This window comes from Pseudomonas brenneri (genome assembly GCF_007858285.1).
GTDB lineage: Bacteria > Pseudomonadota > Gammaproteobacteria > Pseudomonadales > Pseudomonadaceae > Aquipseudomonas > Aquipseudomonas brenneri.
Genome location: NZ_VFIL01000006.1, coordinates 271647 through 286686 on the forward strand (window position 1 = coordinate 271647; position 15040 = coordinate 286686).

Sequence of the window (15040 nt, forward strand, 5' to 3'; positions counted from 1 at the left end):
ATAGACTTTGGCTCTCCAACCCCAGGCCTAGACGGGATACGTGCATGAACATTCAGGATATCGTCGATTTCAGCCAGGCGAACACCACCGCCGAACGCTACCGCCCCGCCGCAGAAAAAATCCTCAAGGGCGATCCCGAGCAAACGGTCTACAACCACTACAACAGCCCGTGCGGCCAGATGAACGCCGGGGTCTGGGAAGGTGAAGCCGGGCAATGGAAGGTCAACTACACCGAACACGAGTATTGCGAGATCGTGCAGGGGGTTTCGGTGCTGCGCGATGCCGACGGCAACGCCAAGACCTTGCGCGCCGGCGATCGCTTCGTCATCCCGGCCGGCTTCAGTGGCACCTGGGAAGTGCTGGAGTCATGCCGCAAGATCTACGTGATATTCGAAGAAAAAGCCTGATCGGTCGCGCGCGACTTTTTCCAAGGCAAAAAAAACCCGCATCGTGAGATACGGGTTTTTTTCACAAGAAAGAAAACCAATTACTTGATTTTGCCTTCTTTGTAGATCACGTGCTTGCGAACGCGCGGGTCGAACATTTTCTTTTCGAGCTTGTCCGGGGTAGTACGCTTGTTCTTGTCGGTAGTGTAGAAGTGACCAGTACCGGCGCTAGAGATCATTCGAATCAATTCACGCATGATATAGCTCCTTAGATTTTGCCGTCGCGGCGCAGTTCAGCGAGCACGACAGTGATGCCACGCTTGTCGATGATGCGCATGCCTTTGGCAGATACGCGCAGACGGACAAAACGTTTCTCTTCTTCAACCCAGAAGCGGTGATGCTGCAGGTTTGGCAGGAAACGACGACGGGTTTTGTTGTTTGCGTGGGAAATGTTATTCCCAGTCACCGGACCCTTACCGGTAACTTGACAGACTCTCGACATGCCTCAGCCCTCTAAAACCACATGCCCAACCCGGCATGGGTTGGCCGCTTAATCTCTCAGTCATTTGGCGCCAGGCGCCGCGTTTCTTTAAGGGTCTTACCGGCTACACCTACAGTGAAGGAACCGGGCCCCTAGAAAAGAGCGCTGCTTTATACCAGAAAGACCCCAGTGCAACAACAGCCGGTGTGTTTTTCCCGCTGTAAATCTCGCCCACACAGGCCCCAAGTGCAGCCAGGATGGGCCGCTGTACAATTGAACCGCTCGTCGCACCGAATGTTTTATCGCTGCTACGTGTACGCCAGGGCGCCGGGCAAAATGATCTGCAGTGCCATCAAAACAGCATTTACGGCCCCTGCACAGGTAAATATGGGCTAGTCATTTGCCAATCAGCCTACTACGGTAGGACTTTTCCAGACTGCACTCGCAGATGGGCCTTCGATCTGCACAGGAAACCGACCATGCGTCTCGCTGCCCTACCCTTATTGCTCGCCCCGCTCTTCCTCGCCCCGCTGGCCCAGGCAGCCTCTACGCTGAGCGTCTGCACCGAGGCCAGCCCCGAAGGGTTCGATGTGGTGCAATACAACTCGCTGACCACCACCAACGCCTCGGCGGATGTGCTGATGAACCGCCTGGTGGACTTCGACGCCGCGAGCGGCAAGCTGGTGCCGAGCCTGGCCGATAGCTGGGAAGTCTCGCCGGACGGCCTGACCTACACCTTTAAATTGCACCCGGACGTCAAATTCCACCGCACCGCGTACTTCAGCCCGAGCCGCAGCCTGACCGCCGAAGACGTGCGTTTCAGCTTCGAGCGCATGCTCGACCCGGCCAACCCCTGGCACAAGATCGCCCAGAGCGGCTTCCCCCATGCCCAGTCGTTGCAACTGCCAGCGCTGATCAAAAAGATCGACGCCCTGGACCCGCTGACCGTGCGTTTTACCCTGGATCACGCCGACTCCACGTTCCTTGCCGCGCTGAGCATGGGCTTTGCCTCGATCTACCCGGCCGAATACGCAGGCAAGCTGCTCAAGGCCGGCACCCCGGAAAAGCTCAATAGCCAACCCATCGGCACCGGGCCGTTCGTGTTCGGGCGCTTCCAGAAAGATGCGGCCATTCGCTACAAGGCCAACCCGGATTACTTTGCCGGCAAACCGGCTGTGGATAACTTGATCTTTGCCATCACCCCGGACGCCAATGTGCGCTTGCAGAAGCTGCGCCGGGATGAATGCCAGATTGCCTTGTCGCCCAAGCCCCTGGATATCGGTGAGGCGCAAAAGGACGCAGTGCTCAAGGTGGAAAAAACTGCCGCCTTCATGACGGCCTTTGTCGCCATCAACAGCCAGCACCCGCCACTGGACAAACCCGAAGTGCGCCAGGCAATCAACCTGGCCTTCGACAAGGCCAGCTACCTCAAGGCTGTGTTTGAAGGCACCGCCGAAGCTGCCAATGGGCCTTACCCGCCCAATACCTGGGGTTTTGCCAAGGAGCTGCCGGGGTATCCACAGGACATCGCCAAGGCCAAGGGGCTGCTGGATCGCGCCGGGCTCAAGGACGGTTTCAAGACCACTATCTGGACCCGGCCATCTGGCAGCCTGCTCAATCCCAACCCGAGCCTGGGCGCCCAGCTATTGCAGGCCGACCTGGCCAAGATCGGCATCCAGGCAGAGATCCGCGTGATCGAATGGGGCGAGCTGATCCGCCGCGCCAAGGCCGGTGAGCACGACCTGCTGTTCATGGGCTGGGCCGGCGACAATGGCGACCCGGACAACTTCCTGACCCCGCAGTTTTCCTGCGCGGCGGTCAAATCCGGCACCAACTTCGCCCGTTACTGCGACCCGGCTCTGGACAAGCTGATCAGCGCTGGCAAGACCACCAACGAGCAAGGCGTGCGCAGCAAGCTGTACCAACAGGCGCAGGCGCAGATCCAACAGCAGGCGCTATGGTTGCCACTGGCTCACCCGACGGCCTTTGCCCTGACACGCAAGAATGTCGAGGGGTACCAGGTCAGCCCGTTTGGGCGGCAGGACTTCTCCAAAGTCAGCGTCAAACCCTGACCCGCCCCTTGTAGGAACCGGCTTGCCGGCTCCTACAAGGGATTGCGTTATATCCATCCATATTCGGCCATCGACAGCGGGTCACCATCGCCGACAATAATGTGATCCAGTACCCGCACATCCACCAGATCCAGGGCCTTTTGCAGCACTTTGGTCAATTTTCGATCAGCAATGCTCGGCTCGGTGCTCCCGGATGGATGGTTGTGACACAGGATCAATGCCGCAGCGTTGTAGTCCAGGGCGCGCTTGACCACTTGTCGCGGGTAGACCGTAGCGCTGTCGATGGTGCCCTGGAACAATGCTTCGAAGCCCAGCACCCGATGCCTTGAGTCGAGAAACAGGCAACCAAATATCTCGTGGGGCTCATGACGCAGCAGGGCCTTGAGGTAATCACGCACCGCCACCGGGCTTTCCAGCACCGACTCATTACGCACATGCTCGGCCAGATGGCGCCGACCCATTTCCAGCACAGCCTGCAGTTGGGCAAACTTCGCCGGCCCCAGGCCCAGATGCTGGATGAATACGCTCTGCCGGGCCTCCAGCAGCGCACGCAGGCTGCCAAATTGCGCCAACAGATGGCGCGCCAGGTCCACGGCACTTTTACCCGAGACGCCGGTACGCAGGAAAATCGCCAGCAGCTCGGCATCCGAGAGACTCGCCGCCCCCAACTCCAAAAGCTTCTCCCGTGGCCGCTCCGCCACAGGCCAGTTGCGAATACTCATGGCACCTCCGTGTGCATGTGCGCCGCTGTTGCATGGCGGGCGCTGTGTTATCTTAGCCGCTCTTTTTTGCGCGCGATTTCACCTGGGGAGGGGGGATCGCAACGCCATCACTGAACTGGAAAGGCAAACCAATGCAGCGTCTGTATCGGAAACGCATCGTTCTCGGCGTCGGCGGCGGCATTGCCGCCTACAAGAGCGCAGAGTTGGTTCGCAGGCTCCTGGACCAGGGCGCCGAAGTGCGTGTGGTCATGACCCGTGGCGGCAGTGAGTTCATCACCCCGCTGACCATGCAGGCCCTGTCCGGCCACCCGGTTCACCTGGATTTGCTGGACCCGGCCGCCGAAGCTGCCATGGGTCATATCGAGCTGGCAAAATGGGCCGACCTGGTGCTGATCGCACCCGCCACTGCCGACCTGATCGCCCGCCTCGCCCAAGGCATTGCCGACGATCTGCTGACCACACTGGTACTGGCCACCGACGCCACTGTCGCCATCGCTCCCGCGATGAACCAGGCCATGTGGCGCGACCCGGCGACCCAGGCCAACACCCAACTGCTGCAAAGCCGTGGCCTCAAGGTCTTCGGCCCGGCCTCCGGCAGCCAGGCCTGTGGCGACGTCGGCCTGGGCCGCATGCTCGAAGCCACCGACCTGGCGCTGTGCGCCGCCGAGTGCTTCCAGCACCTGGCCCTGACCGGCAAGCACGTGCTGATTACCGCCGGCCCGACCCAGGAAAACATCGACCCGGTGCGCTACATCACCAACCATAGCTCAGGGAAAATGGGCTTTGCCCTGGCTGAAGCGGCGGTTGAGGCAGGCGCGCGCGTGACCCTGATCACAGGCCCAGTGCATCTGCCAACCCCAGACCGGGTCACCCGCATCGACGTAGTCAGCGCCCGCGACATGCTTGCGGCCTGTGAGGCAGCGATTCCCTGCGATGTGTTTATCGCTTCGGCAGCGGTCGCAGACTACCGCCCGGAAGTGGTTGCGCCGCAAAAACTCAAGAAAGACCCTACAAGCGGCGACGGCCTGCTCCTGCAAATGGTGCGCAACCCGGACATTTTGGCCACCATCGCCACCCGCGCGGATCGTCCGTTCAGCGTCGGTTTCGCCGCCGAGACCGAAAACCTGCTGGACTACGCCGCACGCAAACTCAAAGACAAAAACCTCGACCTGATCGTTGCCAATGATGTCGCCAACCCGAGTATCGGCTTCAACAGCGAGGAAAACGCTTGCAGCGTGATTGACCGCGAACTGCACGCCACCCTTTTCGCCCAGACCAGCAAGGGCAAGATTGCCCGCCAACTGATCTCTTTTATCGCCCAACGGCTGAACCAGGTTTAATTTCCATGCACGCTTTGCAAGCCAAGATCCTCGACCCCCGCATCGGCAGCGAATTCCCACTGCCGGCCTACGCCACACCGGGCTCCGCCGGCCTGGACCTGCGCGCCATGCTCAAGCAGGACACCGTCCTTGAGCCGGGCCAGACTCTGCTGATCCCCACCGGCCTGTCGATCTACGTCGGCGATCCCGGCCTGGCAGCGCTGATCCTGCCGCGCTCCGGCCTGGGTCACAAACACGGGATCGTGCTGGGCAACCTCGTGGGCCTGATCGACTCCGACTACCAGGGCGAATTGATGGTCTCGTGCTGGAACCGTGGCCAGACCGCTTTCAACATCGCCGTCGGCGAGCGCATCGCTCAACTGGTCCTGGTGCCGGTGGTGCAAGCGCATTTCGAGCTGGTGACCGAGTTCGACGAAACCCAGCGTGGCGCGGGCGGTTTCGGGCATTCCGGCAGCCACTGACTACGCTCAGGCATGCCGGGCTCTGCGTCCGACATGCCCCGATGGCATTTTCGCACCACGAACTCTAGGGCAAAAACGCCGTCTTACCCTTCAGTTTGAGCCTGCCGGTCGCCACATTCAGGCCTGTCCGTACCGTATCGATGGAGTTTCCCCAGTGATGAGCAACGCAGCCCCAGTCGCACCGACGTTTCCCGACAGCATTTTCCGCGCCTACGACATCCGTGGCGTCGTGCCGAAAACCCTGACCGCCGAAACCGCCTACTGGATCGGCCGCGCCATCGGCTCCCAGAGCCTGGCCCAGGGCGAGCCCAACGTCTCGGTAGGCCGTGATGGCCGCCTGTCCGGCCCCGAGCTGGTGGAGCGCCTGATCCAGGGCCTGGCCGACAGCGGCTGCCATGTCAGCGACGTCGGCCTGGTGCCGACCCCGGCGCTGTACTACGCCGCCAACGTGCTGGCCGGCAAGTCGGGCGTCATGCTCACCGGCAGCCACAACCCGTCGGACTACAACGGCTTCAAGATCGTGATCGCCGGCGACACCCTGGCCAACGAACAGATCCAGGCCCTGCACACGCGCCTGAAAACCAACGACCTGACCAGCGGCAAAGGCAGCATCACCCAGGTCGATATCCTCCAGCGGTATTCGGATGAAATCACCCGTGACGTCAAGCTTGAGCGTCGCCTGAAGGTCGTGGTGGACTGCGGCAACGGCGCAGCCGGCGTGATAGCTCCGCAATTGCTCGAAGCCCTGAACTGCGAAGTGATCCCGCTGTTCTGCGACGTCGACGGCCACTTCCCCAACCATCACCCGGACCCGGGCAAACCTGAAAACCTGGTGGATCTGATCGCCAAGGTCGAAGAAGTGGGCGCCGATCTCGGCCTGGCCTTCGATGGCGACGGCGACCGCGTGGGCGTGGTGACCAACACCGGCAGCATCGTGTTCCCCGACCGCCTGCTGATGCTGTTCGCCCGCGACGTGGTGGCGCGCAACCCAGGCGCCGAGATTATTTTTGACGTGAAGTGCACCCGTCGCCTGACACCGCTGATCAAGGAATACGGTGGCCGTCCGCTGATGTGGAAGACTGGTCACTCGTTGATCAAAAAGAAAATGAAGGAAACCGGCGCCCTACTGGCCGGCGAAATGAGCGGCCACGTGTTCTTCAAGGAGCGCTGGTTCGGTTTTGACGACGGCATCTACAGTGCCGCGCGCCTGCTGGAGATCCTCAGCAAGGAGAAATCCAGCGCCGAAGATCTGTTCGAGACCTTCCCGAACGATATTTCCACGCCGGAAATCAATATCCATGTGACCGAAGAGAGCAAATTCAGCATCATTGACGCACTGCACGATGCGCAATGGGGTGAAGGCGCCAACCTGACCACCATTGATGGTGTGCGAGTCGATTATGCCGAAGGCTGGGGCCTGGTTCGCGCGTCCAACACCACGCCGGTGCTGGTCCTGCGTTTCGAGGCGGATACCGAGGCCGAGTTGCAGCGCATCAAGGACGTGTTCCACGCCCAGTTGAAACGTGTTGCCCCTGATCTCCAACTACCGTTCTGATTATTTGCCCCGGAGCCCTGAATGACCCTCGAACGCGAAGCCGCCGCCAACACCGCCAAGGTCCTTTCCGAAGCGCTGCCTTACATTCGACGCTACGTCGGCAAGACGCTGGTGATCAAGTACGGCGGCAATGCCATGGAAAGCGACGAGCTGAAAACCGGCTTTGCCCGCGACATCGTGTTGATGAAAGCCGTCGGGATCAACCCAGTGGTGGTGCACGGCGGCGGCCCGCAGATCGGTGACCTGCTCAAGCGCCTGTCCATCGAGAGTCATTTCATCGACGGCATGCGCGTCACCGATGCACAGACCATGGACGTGGTGGAGATGGTCCTCGGCGGCCAGGTGAACAAAGACATCGTCAACCTGATCAACCGCCACGGCGGCAGCGCTATCGGCCTGACCGGCAAGGACGCCGAACTGATCCGCGCGAAGAAACTTACCGTGACCCGCAAGACCCCTGAGATGACCCAGCCGGAAATCATCGACATCGGCCAGGTAGGCGAAGTGATCGGCATCAACACCGACTTGCTGAACCTGCTGGTCAAGGGCGACTTCATTCCGGTGATTGCGCCGATCGGCGTGGGTGCCAACGGTGAGTCCTACAACATCAACGCCGACCTGGTCGCCGGCAAAGTTGCCGAGGCCCTGAAGGCCGAGAAGCTGATGTTGCTGACCAACATCGCCGGCCTGATGGACAAGGAAGGCAAGGTCCTGACCGGCCTGACCACCCAGCAGGTCGACGATTTGATCGCCGACGGCACCATCTACGGCGGCATGCTGCCGAAGATCCGCTGCGCACTGGAGGCGGTGCAAGGTGGTGTTGGCAGCTCGTTGATCATCGATGGCCGGGTGCCGAACGCAGTGTTGCTGGAGATCTTCACCGATACCGGCATGGGCACGCTGATCAGCAATCGCAAGCGTCCTTAAGCACCAGAAAACACAAGGCCCCGCTCAATCAAATTGAGCGGGGCCTTTTGTTTGCACGCGATCCAAATGTGGGAGCGGTGTCAGACGCCGAATTGCTCGCGGTATGCACGAACAGCCGGCAGGTGCTGCTTGAGCTGTGGATCGTCTTCGAGGAACTGCAACACCTGGTTCAGCGAGACAATGCTCACCACCGGGATTCCGAAGTCACGCTCCACTTCCTGGATCGCCGACAACTCACCGTTGCCACGCTCCTGGCGGTTCAGTGCGATCAATACGCCAGCGGCCTTGGCGCCATCCTGGGACGCAATGATCTGCATCACTTCGCGGATCGCGGTGCCGGCGGTGATCACGTCGTCGATGATCAGCACGTCGCCGGTCAACGGCGCGCCGACCAGGCTGCCGCCTTCGCCATGGGCCTTGGCTTCCTTGCGGTTGAAGCACCACGGCAGATCCCGGCCGTGATGCTCAGCCAGGGCCACTGCGGTCGCAGCAGCCAACGGAATGCCTTTGTAGGCTGGGCCAAACAGCACGTCGAAGGAAATGCCGCTTTCAACGATGGCGGCCGCGTAGAAACGCCCCAGTTGCGCCAGGGCAGAACCCGAGTTGAACAGGCCGGCATTAAAGAAGTATGGGCTGGTGCGCCCGGACTTGAGGGTGAACTCACCGAAGCGCAAAACCCCGCGATCGATGGCAAAACGAATGAAATCGCGTTGATACGCCTGCATGAAAAAAGCCTCAGATACCACGGATTTAGCTAAATAGGTAGACGGCGTGTATCATACACGCACGCGATTTTTGGGGCCATTTATGCGGATCATCAGTGTGAACGTTAATGGTATTCAGGCTGCAGTCGAGCGTGGTTTGCTCAGTTGGCTGCAAGCCCAGAATGCCGACGTCATCTGCCTGCAGGACACCCGCGCCTCCGCCTTTGAACTGGACGACCCAGCCTTCCAACTGGATGGCTACTTCCTTTATGCCTGTGATGCCGAAGTCCCTGCCCAAGGTGGCGTGGCTCTGTACTCACGGTTGCAACCCAAGGCGGTCATCAGCGGCCTCGGCTTCGAGACAGCCGATCGCTACGGGCGCTACCTGCAAGCCGATTTCGACAAAGTCAGTATTGCTACCTTGCTGCTCCCTTCGGGGATGAACGGCGATGAAGACTTGAACCAGAAGTTCAAGCTAATGGACGATTTCGCCCGCTATCTGGATAAACAGCGACGCAAACGCCGCGAGTACATTTATTGTGGCTCGTTGTATGTGGCGCAACAGAAGCTGGATATCAAGAACTGGCGCGACAGCCAGCAATCCCCGGGTTTCCTGGCGCCGGAACGGGCCTGGATGGACGAGATTGTCGGCAACATGGGTTATGTAGATGCCCTGCGTGAAGTCAGCCGCGAAGGTGACCAGTACAGCTGGTGGCCGGACAACGAACAGGCCGAGATGCTCAATCTGGGCTGGCGTTTTGACTACCAACTGCTGACCCCCGGCCTGCGCCGGTTTGTCCGCAGCGCACGCCTGCCGCGTCAACCGCGCTTCTCGCAACATGCGCCGTTGATCGTGGATTACGACTGGACCCTGACCATCTGAGGTCAATATCCAGGTACAAAAAAACCGACATCACTGTCGGTTTTTTTGTGGGCGATCATTATTTGATCAATCGCCATGTGCACGGGTAGCGATAGGCAATGCCTTTATTGGCCTTGATGCCCCCAATGATGGTCAGCACCAACGCGGCAATCACCAGCACCGCCATCATCAGGAAACCAATGATCACAAAACCCAGGACAAAGCAGACCAGCCAGGCAATGGCCACGGTCAGCTGGAAGTTCAGCGCTTCCTTGCCCTGATCATCAATCAGCGGGTCCATGTCCTTTTTCACCTGCCACAGGATCAACGGCCCCAGCACGCTGCCAAACGGAAACACCAGGCCGAGGAACGCCGCGAAATGACAGAGCATGGCCCACTGGCGCACTTCCTTGGTCTGGGCTGGCACAGGAAGCTGGTTGTCACTCATGGCGTTGCTCCTTGAGGCTGGTTTCAGTCAGCCAGTGCGGCGGTCTGTAGTTCGAAGATTTCGCTCATGCCTTTCTGGGCCAGGGCCAGCATGGCGTTCAGGTCTGCCGGCTGGAACGGCGCGCCTTCGGCGGTGCCCTGCACTTCGATGAAACCACCGGTGCTGGTCATGACCACGTTCAGGTCGGTCTCGGCCGCCGAGTCTTCCAGGTAGTCCAGGTCCAGCACCGGCTCGCCCTGATACATGCCCACCGAAACAGCAGCAATCATCTGCTTGAGCGGGTCGCCGCCTTTCAGGCCGCCGCGCTTCTTGATCACTTTCAACGCATCAACCAGGGCCACCATGGCGCCAGTAATGGATGCGGTGCGAGTGCCGCCGTCGGCCTGGATCACGTCGCAGTCGACGTACAGGGTCACGTCGCCCAGTTTAGACATGTCCAGCGCCGCGCGCAGGGAGCGGCCGATCAGGCGCTGGATCTCCAGGGTGCGGCCGCCTTGCTTGCCACGGCTGGCTTCACGCTGGTTACGCTCGCCGGTGGCGCGCGGCAACATGCCGTATTCGGCGGTCAACCAACCCTGGCCCTGGCCCTTGAGGAAACGTGGCACGCCATTTTCAACGCTGACGGTGCAGATGACCTTGGTATCGCCAAACTCGACCAGTACAGATCCCTCGGCGTGTTTGGTGTAGTTGCGGGTGATGCGGATCGAGCGGAGCTGATCGGCAGCGCGACCACTTGGACGTTTCATAGGGGATACCTGTACTGAGGACGAAAAACTGCCGAGCATTATAGAGCCGCAGGCCACTTCTCGGCACTGCTAATAAATTCGGTTACGAATAGACACCCCTGGCACCCTTTGTCACAGCCAGCATTTGGGGGCGCTCGCCCCGTTGCGCTACAATCCTGCGCCTTCGCAGCCACTTGGCTTCAATCTACCTATCAGCCCGCCCGTTTGCGGGACTGTATCGCGAGGTACCTCCATGGTGCATAGCATGACCGCCTTCGCCCGCGTCGAAAAAGCCGGCGTCCAGGGCACCTTGAGCTGGGAATTGCGCTCGGTCAACAGCCGCTACCTGGAGCCGCACCTGCGCCTGCCCGAGTCCTTTCGCGACCTTGAAGGCGCAGTGCGCGAAGCCCTGCGCGCCGGCATCTCGCGCGGCAAGCTGGAATGCACCCTGCGCTTTACCGAAGAAACCACCGGCAAGCCACTGCAGGTTGACCGCGAGCGCGCCGCACAGTTGGTCGCAGCCGCCGAAACCATTGCCAGCCTGATCAAGCAGCCAGCGGCCCTGAACCCGCTGGAAGTCCTGGCCTGGCCCGGCGTACTGGTGGCCGACGCCACTGACCCGCAGGCGCTGAACGCCGAAGCCCTGACCCTGTTCAACCAGGGCCTCAAGGAGCTCAAGGCCGGCCGTGAGCGCGAAGGCGCCGAACTGGCCCGCCTGATCAATGAGCGCCTGACGGCCATCGAAGAAGACGTCGTGACCCTGCGCGAACTGGTGCCGCAAATGCTGGCCACCCAGCGCCAGAAGGTGCTCGACCGCTTCACCGACATGAAGGCCGACCTCGACCCGGTACGCCTGGAACAGGAAATGGTCCTGCTCGCGCAAAAAAGCGACGTCGCCGAAGAACTCGACCGCCTGAGCACCCACATCCTGGAAGTGCGCCGCGTGCTCAAGTCGGCAGGTGCCGCTGGTCGGCGCCTGGACTTCCTGATGCAGGAACTCAACCGCGAAGCCAATACACTGGGCTCCAAAGCCTTCGATCCGCGTAGTACCCAGGCTGCGGTCAACCTCAAAGTGTTGATCGAGCAAATGCGCGAACAAGTACAGAATATTGAGTAAGGCAACTCCCATGACCCACAGCACCGGCACCCTGTACATCATTTCCGCCCCCTCGGGCGCGGGCAAAAGCAGCCTGGTCAAGGCCCTGACTGACGCCAACCCGGAGATCCGCGTGTCGGTCTCCCACACCACTCGCGCCATGCGTCCCGGTGAGGTGAACGGCGTGAACTATCACTTCGTCGAGCGCAGCGAGTTCGTGAAGATGATCGAACATGGCGACTTCCTGGAGCGTGCCGAAGTGTTCGGCAATCTCTATGGCACGTCCCAGAGCCATTTGCAGCAGACCCTGGACGAAGGCCACGACCTGATCCTGGAAATCGACTGGCAGGGCGCCGAACAGGTGCGCCAATTGATGCCCAAGGCGCGTTCGATCTTCATTCTGCCGCCATCCCTGGAGGCCTTGCACCAGCGTCTGACCAATCGCGGCCAGGACAGTGACGAGATCATCGACGGGCGCATGCGCGAAGCCGTCAGCGAAATGAGCCACTATGTCGACTACGACTACCTGATCATCAACGACGATTTTGCCCACGCCCTGGATGACCTGAAGGCGATTTTCCGCGCCAATCAGCTCCAGCAAAAACGCCAACAGCAGCGTTTTGGCAAATTGCTGGCCGAACTGCTCGGTTGAATGGCTCTTCCCAAAACCGCTGCAAGGGCCTTACATTGGCACTTGTAGCGTGTTTGCCGGGGCCTGCGCAAAATCAGCGCTTCCCTAAACGCTGGTGATTTTTTAAACTGTTGAGTCCGCTCGCCCAACCGGGCAGCGCGCATCTTGCATTCGCTCCGAGGAATACCATGGCCCGCGTAACCGTTGAAGACTGCCTAGAACACGTGGATAACCGCTTTGAGCTGGTCATGCTCTCTACCAAGCGTGCCCGTCAATTGGCCACTGGCGGCAAAGAGCCGTTGCTCAATTGGGAAAATGACAAGCCTACCGTTATGGCCCTGCGCGAAATCGCTGCCGGCGTGATGAGCTATGACTACATCGCCAGCGCTGAAATCGTTGAAGACGAACCGCTGTTTGCAGCGTTCGAGGACGAGTCCAACGAGGCCGTCTAAGCCTATGCCTGGTCGACGTAGCACGGCGCGGGGTCACAGCCTACGGCAGGAGTTAATACTTTGCCGAGCATAGACGCCCTCGCCGATCGCTTATCGACCTACCTCGGTACCGACCAGGTCAACCTGGTCCGCCGAGCGTATTTCTACGCCGAGCAAGCCCACGACGGCCAACGCCGCCGCAGCGGCGAGGCGTACGTCACCCATCCTCTTGCGGTGGCCAATATTCTTGCCGACATGCACATGGACCATCAAAGCCTGATGGCCGCGATGCTGCATGACGTGATCGAAGACACCGGCATTGCCAAGGAAGCGCTCAGTGCGCAATTTGGCGAAACCGTGGCCGATCTGGTCGACGGGGTCAGCAAGCTGACCCAGATGAACTTCGAGACCAAGGCCGAGGCCCAGGCGGAAAACTTCCAGAAGATGGCCATGGCCATGGCCCGGGATATCCGGGTGATCCTGGTCAAGCTGGCCGACCGGCTGCACAACATGCGCACGCTGGAAGTGCTGTCCGGTGAAAAACGCCGGCGCATCGCCAAGGAAACCCTGGAAATCTACGCGCCCATCGCCAACCGGCTGGGCATGCATGCCATTCGTATCGAATTCGAAGACCTTGGCTTCAAGGCGATGCACCCGATGCGCTCGGCGCGCATCTACCAGGCGGTCAAGCGCGCCCGGGGCAATCGCAAGGAAATCGTCAACAAGATCGAAGAGTCCCTGAGCCACTGCCTGGCAATCGACGAGATTGAAGGCGAAGTCAGCGGGCGGCAGAAGCATATCTACGGCATCTACAAGAAGATGCGCGGCAAGCGCCGGGCCTTCAACGAGATCATGGACGTGTATGCGTTCCGGATCATCGTCGACAAGGTCGATACCTGTTACCGCGTGCTGGGCGCTGTACATAATTTGTACAAACCCCTGCCGGGGCGTTTCAAGGACTACATCGCCATTCCCAAGGCCAACGGCTACCAGTCGCTGCATACCACGCTGTTCGGTATGCATGGGGTGCCGATCGAGATCCAGATCCGCACCCGGGAAATGGAAGAGATGGCCAACAACGGCATCGCCGCCCATTGGCTGTACAAATCCAGCGGCGACGAGCAGCCCAAAGGCACCCATGCCCGCGCCCGCCAGTGGGTCAAGGGCGTGTTGGAAATGCAGCAACGCGCTGGCAACTCCCTGGAATTCATCGAAAGCGTGAAGATCGACCTGTTCCCGGACGAGGTCTACGTGTTCACGCCCAAAGGCCGGATCATGGAGCTGCCCAAGGGCTCCACGGCGGTCGACTTTGCCTACGCGGTCCACACCGATGTCGGCAACAGCTGCATCGCATGCCGGATCAATCGTCGCCTGGCCCCGCTGTCGGAACCGCTGCAAAGCGGCTCCACCGTGGAGATCGTCAGCGCGCCAGGGGCCCGGCCGAATCCGGCGTGGCTCAACTTCGTGGTCACCGGCAAGGCACGTACCCATATTCGCCATGCGCTGAAGCTGCAACGCCGCTCCGAGTCCATCAGCCTGGGCGAGCGCCTGCTGAACAAGGTACTCAACGGTTTCGACAGCTCCCTCGAGAAGATCCCCGCCGAGCGCGTACAGGCGATCCTCCACGAGTACCGCCAGGAAACCATCGAAGACCTGCTCGAAGATATCGGCCTGGGCAATCGCATGGCCTACGTCGTCGCCCGCCGCCTACTGGGCGAAGGCGAGCAACTACCGAGCCCCGAAGGCCCGCTGGCCATTCGCGGCACCGAGGGCCTGGTCCTCAGCTACGCCAAGTGCTGCACGCCGATCCCGGGCGACCCGATTGTCGGGCACCTGTCCGCCGGCAAAGGCATGGTGGTGCACCTGGACAACTGCCGCAATATCAGTGAAATCCGCCACAACCCGGAAAAATGCATCCAGCTGTCATGGGCCAAGGATGTCACCGGCGAATTCAACGTCGAGCTGCGGGTCGAGCTGGAGCACCAGCGCGGGCTGATCGCCTTGCTGGCCAGCAGCGTCAACGCGGCCGATGGCAATATCGAAAAAATCAGCATGGACGAACGCGATGGTCGCATCAGCGTGGTCCAACTGGTGGTCAGCGTGCACGACCGCGTACACCTGGCCCGCGTGATCAAGAAACTGCGTGCCCTGACCGGGGTTATCCGCATCACTCGCATGCGCGCATAACGCCTCCCCTAT

Annotated in this window: 16 protein-coding genes and 1 pseudogene; 11 read left to right on the forward strand and 6 right to left on the reverse strand. The window is 60.6% G+C overall.

The genetic code is table 11. The features are described 5' to 3' along the window. The first annotated feature begins 44 nt into the window (after nucleotides 1-44). Nucleotides 45-407: a cupin domain-containing protein gene (locus tag FJD34_RS15495; protein ID WP_090292432.1), complete on the forward strand. Its 363-nt coding sequence runs from the start codon at nucleotides 45-47 to the stop codon at nucleotides 405-407. An 80-nt stretch (nucleotides 408-487) separates the two neighbouring features. On the opposite strand, the gene rpmG is transcribed toward FJD34_RS15495, so the two are convergent. Then, nucleotides 488-643: a 50S ribosomal protein L33 gene (gene rpmG / locus FJD34_RS15500; RefSeq protein ID WP_003176906.1), complete on the reverse strand. Its 156-nt coding sequence runs from the start codon at nucleotides 641-643 to the stop codon at nucleotides 488-490. Between the two features lie 11 nt (nucleotides 644-654). Continuing rightward, complete coding sequence (rpmB, locus tag FJD34_RS15505) at nucleotides 655-888, reverse strand: 50S ribosomal protein L28 (RefSeq protein WP_007920377.1); 234 nt, start codon at nucleotides 886-888, stop codon at nucleotides 655-657. A 458-nt stretch (nucleotides 889-1346) separates the two neighbouring features. Between rpmB and FJD34_RS15510 the strand changes: the two genes are divergently transcribed. Further along, nucleotides 1347-2939 (forward strand): ABC transporter substrate-binding protein, encoded by a 1593-nt coding sequence (locus FJD34_RS15510; RefSeq protein WP_065943611.1) that lies wholly within the window; start codon nucleotides 1347-1349, stop codon nucleotides 2937-2939. 47 nt (nucleotides 2940-2986) lie between these two features. On the opposite strand, the gene radC is transcribed toward FJD34_RS15510, so the two are convergent. Then, nucleotides 2987-3661 (reverse strand): RadC family protein, encoded by a 675-nt coding sequence (gene radC / locus FJD34_RS15515; protein ID WP_032856818.1) that lies wholly within the window; start codon nucleotides 3659-3661, stop codon nucleotides 2987-2989. A 131-nt stretch (nucleotides 3662-3792) separates the two neighbouring features. Here radC and coaBC point away from each other — a divergent pair, with 131 nt between their 5' ends. The 4 genes and pseudogenes from coaBC (at nucleotide 3793) to argB (ending at nucleotide 7944) form a co-directional block, all read left to right on the forward strand. Next, nucleotides 3793-5001 (forward strand): bifunctional phosphopantothenoylcysteine decarboxylase/phosphopantothenate--cysteine ligase CoaBC, encoded by a 1209-nt coding sequence (gene coaBC / locus FJD34_RS15520; protein WP_029289805.1) that lies wholly within the window; start codon nucleotides 3793-3795, stop codon nucleotides 4999-5001. A 5-nt stretch (nucleotides 5002-5006) separates the two neighbouring features. Further along, a complete protein-coding gene (gene dut / locus FJD34_RS15525; protein WP_029289808.1) occupies nucleotides 5007-5462 on the forward strand; it encodes a dUTP diphosphatase in 456 nt (151 codons plus the stop codon). Between the two features lie 148 nt (nucleotides 5463-5610). After that, nucleotides 5611-7017, forward strand: a pseudogene (locus tag FJD34_RS15530) (phosphomannomutase/phosphoglucomutase); the annotation flags it as partial. 21 nt (nucleotides 7018-7038) lie between these two features. Then, a complete protein-coding gene (gene argB, locus FJD34_RS15535; protein ID WP_029289812.1) occupies nucleotides 7039-7944 on the forward strand; it encodes an acetylglutamate kinase in 906 nt (301 codons plus the stop codon). Nucleotides 7945-8024: 80 nt separating this feature from the next. Here the strand turns inward: argB and pyrE are convergent, their stop codons facing one another. Beyond that, nucleotides 8025-8669: an orotate phosphoribosyltransferase gene (gene pyrE / locus FJD34_RS15540; protein WP_021492595.1), complete on the reverse strand. Its 645-nt coding sequence runs from the start codon at nucleotides 8667-8669 to the stop codon at nucleotides 8025-8027. A gap of 82 nt (nucleotides 8670-8751) precedes the next feature. Between pyrE and FJD34_RS15545 the strand changes: the two genes are divergently transcribed. Continuing rightward, nucleotides 8752-9531, forward strand: coding sequence for an exodeoxyribonuclease III (locus FJD34_RS15545; protein WP_029289816.1), 780 nt, complete (start codon nucleotides 8752-8754; stop codon nucleotides 9529-9531). A 58-nt stretch (nucleotides 9532-9589) separates the two neighbouring features. Here the strand turns inward: FJD34_RS15545 and FJD34_RS15550 are convergent, their stop codons facing one another. Next, nucleotides 9590-9958, reverse strand: coding sequence for a DUF4870 domain-containing protein (locus tag FJD34_RS15550; protein ID WP_029289818.1), 369 nt, complete (start codon nucleotides 9956-9958; stop codon nucleotides 9590-9592). Nucleotides 9959-9981: 23 nt separating this feature from the next. Continuing rightward, nucleotides 9982-10704 (reverse strand): ribonuclease PH, encoded by a 723-nt coding sequence (rph, locus tag FJD34_RS15555; RefSeq protein WP_029289820.1) that lies wholly within the window; start codon nucleotides 10702-10704, stop codon nucleotides 9982-9984. Nucleotides 10705-10936: 232 nt separating this feature from the next. Here rph and FJD34_RS15560 point away from each other — a divergent pair, with 232 nt between their 5' ends. The 4 genes from FJD34_RS15560 to spoT all read left to right on the forward strand — a co-directional run bounded on the left by FJD34_RS15560 (nucleotide 10937) and on the right by spoT (nucleotide 15028). Next, nucleotides 10937-11800, forward strand: coding sequence for a YicC/YloC family endoribonuclease (locus FJD34_RS15560; RefSeq protein WP_032856813.1), 864 nt, complete (start codon nucleotides 10937-10939; stop codon nucleotides 11798-11800). Between the two features lie 10 nt (nucleotides 11801-11810). Next, nucleotides 11811-12431, forward strand: coding sequence for a guanylate kinase (gene gmk / locus FJD34_RS15565; RefSeq protein WP_032856812.1), 621 nt, complete (start codon nucleotides 11811-11813; stop codon nucleotides 12429-12431). A gap of 167 nt (nucleotides 12432-12598) precedes the next feature. After that, nucleotides 12599-12862, forward strand: a complete 264-nt coding sequence (gene rpoZ, locus FJD34_RS15570; RefSeq protein ID WP_032856811.1) for a DNA-directed RNA polymerase subunit omega — start codon at nucleotides 12599-12601, stop codon at nucleotides 12860-12862. A gap of 60 nt (nucleotides 12863-12922) precedes the next feature. Further along, the gene (gene spoT, locus FJD34_RS15575) at nucleotides 12923-15028 is read left to right on the forward strand and encodes a bifunctional GTP diphosphokinase/guanosine-3',5'-bis pyrophosphate 3'-pyrophosphohydrolase (protein WP_032856810.1); all 2106 of its coding nucleotides are present in this window, start codon (nucleotides 12923-12925) and stop codon (nucleotides 15026-15028) included. The last annotated feature ends 12 nt before the right edge of the window (nucleotides 15029-15040 follow it).

Bases quoted from the DNA above. Each gene is read 5' to 3' on its own strand.
- FJD34_RS15495 (WP_090292432.1), top strand. From the start codon at position 45: ATGAACATTCAGGATATCGTCGATTTCAGCCAGGCGAACACCACCGCC.
- radC (WP_032856818.1), bottom strand. From the start codon at position 3,661: ATGAGTATTCGCAACTGGCCTGTGGCGGAGCGGCCACGGGAGAAGCTT.
- coaBC (WP_029289805.1), top strand. From the start codon at position 3,793: ATGCAGCGTCTGTATCGGAAACGCATCGTTCTCGGCGTCGGCGGCGGC.
- FJD34_RS15550 (WP_029289818.1), bottom strand. From the start codon at position 9,958: ATGAGTGACAACCAGCTTCCTGTGCCAGCCCAGACCAAGGAAGTGCGC.
- argB (WP_029289812.1), top strand. From the start codon at position 7,039: ATGACCCTCGAACGCGAAGCCGCCGCCAACACCGCCAAGGTCCTTTCC.
- FJD34_RS15560 (WP_032856813.1), top strand. From the start codon at position 10,937: ATGGTGCATAGCATGACCGCCTTCGCCCGCGTCGAAAAAGCCGGCGTC.
- FJD34_RS15510 (WP_065943611.1), top strand. From the start codon at position 1,347: ATGCGTCTCGCTGCCCTACCCTTATTGCTCGCCCCGCTCTTCCTCGCC.
- rpmG (WP_003176906.1), bottom strand. From the start codon at position 643: ATGCGTGAATTGATTCGAATGATCTCTAGCGCCGGTACTGGTCACTTC.
- dut (WP_029289808.1), top strand. From the start codon at position 5,007: ATGCACGCTTTGCAAGCCAAGATCCTCGACCCCCGCATCGGCAGCGAA.
- FJD34_RS15545 (WP_029289816.1), top strand. From the start codon at position 8,752: ATGCGGATCATCAGTGTGAACGTTAATGGTATTCAGGCTGCAGTCGAG.
- gmk (WP_032856812.1), top strand. From the start codon at position 11,811: ATGACCCACAGCACCGGCACCCTGTACATCATTTCCGCCCCCTCGGGC.
- pyrE (WP_021492595.1), bottom strand. From the start codon at position 8,669: ATGCAGGCGTATCAACGCGATTTCATTCGTTTTGCCATCGATCGCGGG.
- rpoZ (WP_032856811.1), top strand. From the start codon at position 12,599: ATGGCCCGCGTAACCGTTGAAGACTGCCTAGAACACGTGGATAACCGC.
- rpmB (WP_007920377.1), bottom strand. From the start codon at position 888: ATGTCGAGAGTCTGTCAAGTTACCGGTAAGGGTCCGGTGACTGGGAAT.
- rph (WP_029289820.1), bottom strand. From the start codon at position 10,704: ATGAAACGTCCAAGTGGTCGCGCTGCCGATCAGCTCCGCTCGATCCGC.